Below are 6,655 nucleotides of genomic sequence, written 5' to 3' on the forward strand. Positions count from 1 at the left end.
CGCGTGGCCGTCGCCCGGCGGCGGGTGGCCGATCGCCGCTGGCCGAGGCGGCCAGGGTGCGTGCGCGCGTGCGAAGCGGCCCTGTGCGCTGTGCCGCAGTCACGCCGCTGCGCGGCCGGCCGTCGTCCGCCTTGGGCCGAGGCGCGCCCTCAGCCGCGGGCGGTCCCGGCCTCGGCCATGGCGCGGCCGGGCCCCTCCCGGTCGCGGCTTCGGCGCAGCGTCTCGAGGAAGTCGCCGAAGGCGCGCCTCTCGGCCTCCAGCGCGGCGCGCTCCGCCTTGATCCGCCGGAGCGCGGCGCAAGCCGTGTCGCCGGCGGCCGGGTGCGCGTCCGGCCGGGGCGGCTGCCGCACCAAGCCGGCGCGGCACAGCCCGCGCCACAGCATCAGCACCAGCAGGCCGAGCGGCCACCACAGGGCGAAGCCGCCGACCGTGGCCAGGACCGCCAGGACCGACGGCATCCACGGGACCAGCGGGCGGGCCATGGAAGGCATCCCGGACAGGGCGAAGGCTGGCATCTCGGACCCGTATGTGAATGTTTGATACATTCACATACATGGGCCGCCGTGCGATGTCAAAAGGATTCACCGCCGACCGAGCAGGGCCGCCACGCCGCTGTCCAGCACCGCCTCGGCCGAGGGGGCATCGCTGCCGGGCGGCGGCAGGCCGGCCCGTTCCAGCATCGCCACGCCATGCGACAGCGCCCAGACCTGCAGCGCCACCAGCCGTGGGTCGCGGCCATCCTTCGGCAGCAGCCCGGCGACCGCCCGGGTCAGGGTCATGAAGGGCGCTTCCTTCGCCGCCTCCTCCGTCTCGTCCTCCGGCCGTGGCGGCTGGAAGGCGAACATGGCGGCGTAGTAGCCGGGTTCGTCCCGGGCGAAGGCGAGATAGGCCGGGCCCATGCGGGCGAGGCCCTCGGCCGGGCTGGCGCCGGCGGTGGCGGCGGCCTGCAACCGCTGGCCGAACAGGGCGAAGCCGCGGCGGCTCAACTCCGCCAGCACCTCCTCGCGATCCTTGAAATGGCGATAGGGCGCGGATGGCGAGACGCCGGCGCGGCGCGCCGCCTCGGTCAGGGTGAAGCCCTGCGGGCCGCGTTCGGCGACGAGGTTCCGCGCGGCTTCCAGCAACGCCTCGCGCAGATTGCCATGGTGGTAACCGCGGCGAGCCGCGAGGTCGGGCATGCGGTGGACCTGTGCCATGCAGAAGGGATCACGGAGATCGGGCGCCAACGCAAGCGGCGATCCGCATCCGTCGGCCCCAATACTACACCAGGCATGTTTTTTTAGGCAGGGCGAAGAGAGTAACAGGCCCGTCCGCCGGGGCTGGCGGTGCGGCGGCCGGGCCGGGGGGCTGGACGCGGCGCTGCCGCTGCGCCTGCCTGAGGCGGCCGAGTCGCGCGGCGGGCCATGCCCGGCGCCGCGCCATGCGCGCTGCCGCTCCCCGGGCATTCACCAGGGCAGGGGCGGGGTGATCTGGCGGCGGCGGCGGCACCTGCCGGGGGGCACCGGCGGGTGCCGCCGCGCCGCCGCCCACGATGCCTCGCGCCCCGGGGCAGGCCCCGCGGCGTGGGGGCATGTGCGGCCTCCTCCCGACCGGGGCGGGGGCGGCCGCGGCAGGGCGTCAGCCGGCGAGTTCGGGAATGACCCAGAGCGGCTTCTCGCCGCGCGCCACCCGCTGGCAATTGTCGAAGGCGTTGCGGAAGCGGGCCTGCTGGTTGTCCCAGGTCGGGCCGGCGAAATGCGGCGTCAGCACCACATTCGGCAGGCGGAAGAGCGGGTTGTCGGCCGGCGGCGGTTCCTGGTCGAAGACATCGAGCCCGGCGCCGGCGATCCGCCCTTCCGACAGCGCGGCGATCAGCGCCGCCTCATCCACCACCGGGCCGCGGCAGGTGTTCACCAGATAGGCCGTCGGCTTCATCGCCGCCAATTCCGCCGCGCCGATCATGTGCTTCGAGGCCGGCGTGAGCGGCACATGCAGCGACACGATGTCGGAGGTGGCCAGCACCTCTCCCAGCAGGCGGAAGCGGACGGACAGCGCATCCTCCTCCGCCTCCGACACCCGGCGGATATCGTAGTACTGCACGCGCATGCCGAAGGCATTGGCCAGCCGCGCCACCTTCTTGCCGATGGCGCCCAGCCCGACGATGCCGAGGGTCTTGTCGCGCAGCTCGTACAGCTTGGTGCCGGCCAGGTCGTTGCCGCGCCAGCGGCCGGCGGCCACGCTCTCATGCTGCCAGACCAGGCGGCGGCAGGTGGCGAGCATGAGCATGATCGCATGCTCCGACACCGCCGTGCTGTTGGCGCCGCCATTGTTGCAGACCGGGATGCCGGCGGCGCGGGCCGCTTCGATATCCACCGTGTCGTAGCCGGCCGAGAGCAGCTGGAACAGCTTCAGGCGCGGCGCGGCGCGGTAGAATTCCGCACCGATGGCGCGGTTGCCGAAGCCGACGAGGAAGTCGGCGCCCGGCGCGGCGGCCTGGAATTCCGGGCTGCCGAGCGGCGCCACCACAAGCTCCATGCCGGAAGGCGCGATCTCCCGCGCGATCTCCATGGCGGAGAGGGGATTGTCCATCAGCAGGATGCGCGGGGCCATTGGCGGTTTCCTTCCCAAGGTGGCGCGCGGGTGTGGCGCAAGGGTGTGGCGCGAAGTCTCCGCCGCGTGCGGGCGGCCGGCAAGCCCGGGGCTTCCTTGCGCGGCGCCGGCGCGGTAGCGGTGGGGGATGGAAGCGGATGATCCGGCCGCGCGGCTCGCGGTGCTGTCGACGCTCGGCGTCATGGAAGCCTTCAAGGCGCTGGCGCCGGGCTTCGAGGCGGCGCGCGGCCTGCGGGTCGTGGCGGAATTCGCCCCGACGCAGCGGCTGCTGGCCCGCATCGCCGCGGGCGAACGCGCCGCGCTGGCGATCCTGACGGCGGAGGCGGTGGAGGCGCTGGTGGCGCAGGGCGTGCTGGCGCCGGGCAGCCGCGTGGACATCGCGCGGTCCTTCGTCGGCGCCGCGGTGCGTGCCGGCGCGGCCCGGCCGGCGATCGGCACGGAAGCGGAGTTCCGCCAGGCGCTGCTGGCGGCGCGCAGCATCGCCTATTCCCGGGCGGGGGCGAGCGGCATCTTCTTCGCCGGGCTGATCCGCCGCCTGGGCATCGAGGCCGAGGTGAACGCCAAGGCGACCATCATCCCGGAAGGGCTGACCGGCGCGCTGGCCGCGCGCGGCGAGGCGGAGCTGGCGATCCAGCAGGTGAGCGAGCTGATGGCGGTGCCGGGCATCGACATCCTCGGCCGGTTGCCGCCGGCGCTGGGCGGGGTGGCGGTGTTCAGCGGCGCGGTGTTCGCCGGCGCGCGGCCGGAGGCAGCGGCGCTGCTCGCCCACCTGACGGCGCCCGCGCATCGTGGGTTGTATGTGGATGGCGGGCTGGAACCCGCGTTCTGAACTCGAGGTTTCCAAAGGCCCTTCGGCCTTTGGCGGTGGGAGGGCGAGGGAGGCAGAGCCTCCCTCGCAGGGTCAGAACTCGAGCAGGTTGTCGCGGAACATCGCGTGCCCGTAGGCGCGCCGCGCCAGCCCCCGCCGCTGCAGCGCCGGCACCAGCCCGTCGGCGATCTCGGCGACGGTGCGCCGGCTGACATCCGACATGGAGATGAGGAAGCCGTCGCCGTCGACCTCCTCCATCGCCTCCGCCATCTGGCCGGCGACGGCGTCCGGCGTGCCCACCAGCTCCACCGATCCGCTGCTGCCGCGATAGGCCAGCAGCGCCTCCCGCAGCGGCTTCTTCCCGGCGACGCGCTTGAAGTCGTCGAGCGACTGCTGGTGGCCGTTGGTGCGCAGGTCGAGCGAATCCACCGGCGCATCCAGGTCGTACTTCGTGAAGTCGATATTGGTGATCTTGCCGAAGAAGGCGAGAAGCTGCGGCACCTGCTGCTCGGCCCGTGCCTTGCGGGCGGCGAAGCGGGCGCGCGCCTCCTCCTCCGTCTCGCCCAGGCAGGGGTTCACCAGGTACAGCACCTTCACATGGTCCGGGTTGCGGCCGGCGGCGGCGGCGCGGGCGCGGACGTCGTCGCGATAGGCGCGCATGCCCGCGGTGCCCTTGATGCTGGCGACGATGGTGTCGGCATGGGTCGCCGCGAATTGCCGGCCGCGCGGGCTGCCGCCGGCCTGGGCGATGACCGGGCGGCCCTGCGGGCAGGGGCCGGAGTTCAGCGGGCCATGGGTGCGGTACCAGCGGCCCTCGAAATCCACCGCATGGACCTTGGTGTGGTCCACCAGCACGCCCGTCTGCTCGTCGGCGATGATGGCGCCGGGCTCCCAACTGTCCCAGAGCCCGTTGACCACCTGCATGTACTCGTCGGCCATGTCGTAGCGCAGGTCGTGGTCGGGCAGCCGGTCCAGCCCGTAATTGCGGGCGGCGACGTCGCTGCTGCCGGTGACCATGTTCCAGCCGATCCGGCCGCGGCTGGCCTGGTCGAGCGAGGCGATCATCCGCGCCAGCAGGTAGGGCGGGTGGGTGAAGGTGGCGAAGGTCGGCACGATGCCGATGCGCGTGGTCGCGGCCGCCATCAGCGTGGCGGTGACGGCCGGGTCCTGCCGCGGCACCGCCAAGCCGTGCTTCAGGTAGAGCTCGGTGGAGCCGCCATAGCTCTCACCCACATAGCTGCTGTCCTCGATCAGGATGTAGTCGAAGCAGGCGCGCTCCAGGGCGCGGGCCATGTCGCAGAACAGGTCCGGCACCATCCAGTCGCGGCCGATGGCGCCGGTCCAGGGCTCCGCCCAGGCCTGCACCGAGGATCCCTGCAGGAACCAGCCGAGATGGAAGGGTTTCATCGCATCGCTCCGCGCATCGCCGCCCCGGTGCCAAGCATGCCCTGTGCCAGACGCATCATCCGCGCCGCGCGGCGTCCGGCCAGAAGCGCACGCCGGTCCGCGCCAGCCCGCCGCCGAGGCCGATGGCCGTGCCGTCGGCCCGCCAGCAGGCCGCGCCTTCCAGCAGCCCGTCCTCCCGGAAGCCGATGGCGCACATGCCGCCCGCCACATGCGGCAGCGGCACCACGTCATGGCCCAGCGCCCGCAGCCCGTCCATCGTCGCCGGGGAAAGCCCCGCCTCCACCTCCAGCGGGCCGGCGGCGCCTGGGCCCTGGGTCCAGAGGCGCGGCGCCTCCACCGCCTCCTGCAGGGTCATCCCATGATCCAGCAGGTTGATCAGCGCCTGCATGGCGCTGCCGAAGATGCGCAGGCCCCCGGGCAGGCCCAGCGCGACGAGCGGCTTGCCGTCCCGCAGCGCGATCAGCGGCGCCTGGCTGGTGGTGAGGCGCTTGCCCGGCGCGATGGAGAGCGCATGGCCCGGCCGCGGGTCGAACAGCGCCATGTAGTTGTTCGGGATCAGGCCGAGCGCGGGGATCAGGAAGCGGGCGCCGAACAGGCTGTTGATGGTGTGGGTGGCACACAGGATGCGGCCATCGCCATCCGCCACGGTCAGATGCGTGGTGTTGGGCGACTCGCCGGCGGCCGGCACGCCGGCGCTCCAGGCCCGGGCGCGGCCGCGGTCCAGCAGGGCGCGGCGCTCCGCCGCATAGGATGCGGACAGCAGGCGCTCGACCGGCACGTCCACGAAATCCGGGTCGGCGGTGGCGGCGGCGCGGTCGGCGAAGGCCAGCTTGAGCGCCTCGGCGATCAGGTGGCAGGCCGCCGGCGTGCCGAAGCCGAGGGCGCGCAGGTCGAAGCCCTCCAGCACCTTCAGCATCTGGATGACATGCACGCCGCCGGAGGAGGGCGGCGGCGGCCCCACCACCTCCACGCCGCGATAGGTGCCGCGCACCGGCGCGCGCTCCACCAGGCGGGCATCGCGCAGGTCGGCCTCGCCCAGGATGCCGCTGCGGCGGGCGATGTCGGCGGCGACCAGCGCGCCGAGCGGCCCGCCATGCAGCGCGCCCGGCCCCTCGCGGGCGATGCTCTCCAGCGTCTCCGCCTGGTTCGGGATGCGCAGGCGCGCGCCGGCGGCCAGCGGCGTGCCGCCCGGCAGCAGCAGCGCGGCGATGGCCGGGTCGTGCGCCAGGTCCGGCGCCGCCTCGGCGATGCATTCGGCGAGGTAGGGCGTCGCCGCGAAGCCGCGGCGCGCCAGGCGGATGGCCGGCGCCATCACATCGGCCAGCGGCAGGGACCCATGCGCCCGCAGCGCCTCGCACCAGGCGAGCAGGTTGCCCGGCACGGCGACCGACTTCGCACCGACCGCGTTCTCCCGCCCCTCGGTCACCAGCGCCGCCGGCCAGTCCTGGCTGACGGGCGTGAACATGTCGGGCCGGCCGGCGGCGGGCACGGTGGAAAGCCCGTCCAGCACGGTGTGGCGTCCGTCCGGCAGGCGCAGATGGGTCATGCCGCCGCCCAGCAGGCCGACCATCATCGGCTCCACGACCGTCAGGGCGAACAGCGCGGCGATGCCCGCATCCACCGCATTGCCGCCTTCGGCGATCATCTCGGCGCCGGCGGCGGAGGCCAGCGGGTGGTTGGTCACCACCATGCCGCGGGACCCCGTGGCGGGGCGCTTCTCCGGCACGAAATGGGTCCCGGCGCGGCTGCGCCATTCCGATGCGGTCATGCGGATCATCCCCTCGGCCCGGGGCGGAGCGTCGCGCCGCGGGCGGGCGGGCGCAAGCCGGGCGAGGCGATGGGCGGCGACGG

General features: G+C 73.9%; 6 protein-coding genes. 1 reads left to right on the forward strand and 5 read right to left on the reverse strand.

The window, feature by feature from the left end; translation table 11 throughout:
* Positions 1 to 149 precede the first annotated feature (149 nt).
* From E2C05_RS26810 to E2C05_RS26820, 3 genes are all read right to left on the reverse strand, one after another.
* The gene (locus tag E2C05_RS26810; protein ID WP_200306913.1) at positions 150 to 482 is read right to left on the reverse strand and encodes a DUF2852 domain-containing protein; all 333 of its coding nucleotides are present in this window, start codon (positions 480 to 482) and stop codon (positions 150 to 152) included.
* Positions 483 to 581: 99 nt separating this feature from the next.
* The gene (locus tag E2C05_RS26815; RefSeq protein WP_200306912.1) at positions 582 to 1,196 is read right to left on the reverse strand and encodes a TetR/AcrR family transcriptional regulator; all 615 of its coding nucleotides are present in this window, start codon (positions 1,194 to 1,196) and stop codon (positions 582 to 584) included.
* Positions 1,197 to 1,617: 421 nt separating this feature from the next.
* Positions 1,618 to 2,589 carry a 2-hydroxyacid dehydrogenase gene (locus E2C05_RS26820; protein WP_200306439.1) on the reverse strand — a complete coding sequence of 324 codons (972 nt, stop codon included), beginning with the start codon at positions 2,587 to 2,589 and terminating at the stop codon, positions 1,618 to 1,620.
* Positions 2,590 to 2,716: 127 nt separating this feature from the next.
* Here E2C05_RS26820 and E2C05_RS26825 point away from each other — a divergent pair, with 127 nt between their 5' ends.
* Entirely contained in the window at positions 2,717 to 3,418 is a 702-nt protein-coding gene (locus E2C05_RS26825) for a substrate-binding domain-containing protein (protein ID WP_133222718.1), read from the forward strand.
* A gap of 72 nt (positions 3,419 to 3,490) precedes the next feature.
* Here E2C05_RS26825 and E2C05_RS26830 read toward each other — a convergent pair whose 3' ends face one another.
* Positions 3,491 to 4,804 (reverse strand): NtaA/DmoA family FMN-dependent monooxygenase, encoded by a 1,314-nt coding sequence (locus E2C05_RS26830; RefSeq protein WP_133222719.1) that lies wholly within the window; start codon positions 4,802 to 4,804, stop codon positions 3,491 to 3,493.
* Positions 4,805 to 4,859: 55 nt separating this feature from the next.
* A complete protein-coding gene (gene ggt / locus E2C05_RS26835; RefSeq protein WP_133222720.1) occupies positions 4,860 to 6,572 on the reverse strand; it encodes a gamma-glutamyltransferase in 1,713 nt (570 codons plus the stop codon).
* Between the last annotated feature and the right edge of the window lie 83 nt (positions 6,573 to 6,655).

The organism is Paracraurococcus ruber, assembly GCF_004353985.1.
GTDB classification, from domain to species: domain Bacteria; phylum Pseudomonadota; class Alphaproteobacteria; order Acetobacterales; family Acetobacteraceae; genus Paracraurococcus; species Paracraurococcus ruber.

What these genes read in the sequence shown, in the direction of transcription:
- E2C05_RS26815 (WP_200306912.1), bottom strand. Translation starts at nt 1,196, where the DNA reads ATGGCACAGGTCCACCGCATGCCCGACCTCGCGGCTCGCCGCGGTTAC.
- E2C05_RS26830 (WP_133222719.1), bottom strand. Translation starts at nt 4,804, where the DNA reads ATGAAACCCTTCCATCTCGGCTGGTTCCTGCAGGGATCCTCGGTGCAG.
- ggt (WP_133222720.1), bottom strand. Translation starts at nt 6,572, where the DNA reads ATGACCGCATCGGAATGGCGCAGCCGCGCCGGGACCCATTTCGTGCCG.
- E2C05_RS26820 (WP_200306439.1), bottom strand. Translation starts at nt 2,589, where the DNA reads ATGGCCCCGCGCATCCTGCTGATGGACAATCCCCTCTCCGCCATGGAG.
- E2C05_RS26810 (WP_200306913.1), bottom strand. Translation starts at nt 482, where the DNA reads ATGGCCCGCCCGCTGGTCCCGTGGATGCCGTCGGTCCTGGCGGTCCTG.
- E2C05_RS26825 (WP_133222718.1), top strand. Translation starts at nt 2,717, where the DNA reads ATGGAAGCGGATGATCCGGCCGCGCGGCTCGCGGTGCTGTCGACGCTC.